Raw genomic sequence first — 1520 nt, forward strand, 5'->3', positions numbered from 1 at the left:
GGCCGCGGCTGCCAGAGCGAGTTTCCTGAGTCGGGTGGAACGCATAGCTGTACTCCCTTTTCTGGACACAGAGGGATTTCAGAAGCATACGGCTCATGCCCCGGATACCCGGTAAGACCCGTGACGCCCCCCGGGGGTTGTAGAAGCATCCGGCGCAAATCCACCCGATCTTTCGGGCCGGGGACGGGGATCGCACGACGCGTAACGGGGCGCGGGCGCACCGGGGTTGGGGCGACGCACGCGGGGCGGCGCCGGAGTGCGGCCAGCCGCAGAGGAGCCTCTTGCGAACAGCCCGGTGGCCAGAGGGTGTTCAGTCCGGGTACGGGAAGGGACCGGCCTCGTCGGGCGGGGCTGGATCCGCAGGTTCGTCGTCCGCGGCGGGCGGCGGGTCCTCGGGAAGCCCGAAGAAGCGGCGAAGGTCGCCGGCTTCCCGCTTCTTGCCCGACGCCTCCATGGCTTCGGCCATCCGCGCGACCATCAGGGCCATCTCCGGGTCCTGGCCGGTGAGTCCGAGCCAGTCGGCCGTCATCTCGACGAACTCCTGCTCCGGCGGCACGACCGCCTCCCCGGGGCCGCCGTCGTACTCCGGCTGCCCGTACTCCGGCGCGGGTTCCGGTTCCGGTGCGTACAGGAGGTCCCGGAAGGGCGGGGCCACCTCGCTGTTGTTCGCCGCGGCGGAGAGCTGCGCCAGCAGCCCGATGCGCTCCACGGTGCCCTCCACCTGCTCGTCGTTGCGCGCGAGCCACCAGACGACGGCGCTGCCGGGGTCCTTGAGCACGTCGTCCGAGAGGTACATGCGCTTGTTCCGCTCGTAGTTGCGCTCGTGCTCCCAGACGTCCTCGTCCTTGCGCACGTTCGACAGCTTGCTCAGCCGGTCCTGGTCGGACTCCGACAGCGCCAGCCCGACGTCCTTCGCCATCGCCAGCACCCGGCCGGAGGCGTCCGCTTCCATGACGCTCAGCACCCCGTTGAGCTGGTGCCGCGCCATGGCCGGCGACCGCGGGGACTGCCGGGCGGCGAACTCCCGGGCCCGCAGCAGGACCGCCTGCACCGCGAGGCCGCAGGGGTCGAAGTGCGGGGTGTCGCCCGCCTCCGGGATCCAGCGCACGGTGGCGGAGAAGAGGAAGTCGTAGTCGGGCATGGCGCTGGGCAGCGAGACGTCCACGACGCGGTGCTCCTGGCGCGGCGGGGGCGGGATCGGGAGGTCGGGCTCCAGCGTGCACTCGGTCGGGATCGACCCGCCGCGGCGCGCGCCCGCCCGGGCGGCGGCCACCGTGCCGGCCAGGGCGGTGGCGCCGACGGCGGGCCAGTACCAGCGGGGCCAGTCGGTGGCGAGGCCGGCGATGGTGAGGACGAGCAGGCAGATGACGGTGAGGAAGACCGTCAGGATGCGGTGGCCGGAACTCATCGCGGGGCCTCCGGGCGGCTGTCGGCGTCGGCGGGCGGGCGCTGGTCGGGGGGCGGACTCGGGTCCGGCGGCGGGCCCAGGCCCTGGGCGCTGTCGAGGCTGCGGCGGTAGT

The 1520-nt window shown here is 73.0% G+C and carries 1 protein-coding gene; it reads right to left on the minus strand.

Annotation, left to right across the window (positions count from 1 at the left end; genetic code table 11):
* Nucleotides 1-310: 310 nt before the first annotated feature.
* Nucleotides 311-1408 carry a hypothetical protein gene (locus tag H5J30_RS32605; RefSeq protein ID WP_258563652.1) on the minus strand — a complete coding sequence of 366 codons (1098 nt, stop codon included), beginning with the start codon at nucleotides 1406-1408 and terminating at the stop codon, nucleotides 311-313.
* Nucleotides 1409-1520 lie beyond the last annotated feature (112 nt).

This window comes from Streptomyces phytophilus, from assembly GCF_013870535.1.
In the GTDB taxonomy this organism is placed as follows: Bacteria; Actinomycetota; Actinomycetes; order Streptomycetales; family Streptomycetaceae; genus Streptomyces; species Streptomyces phytophilus.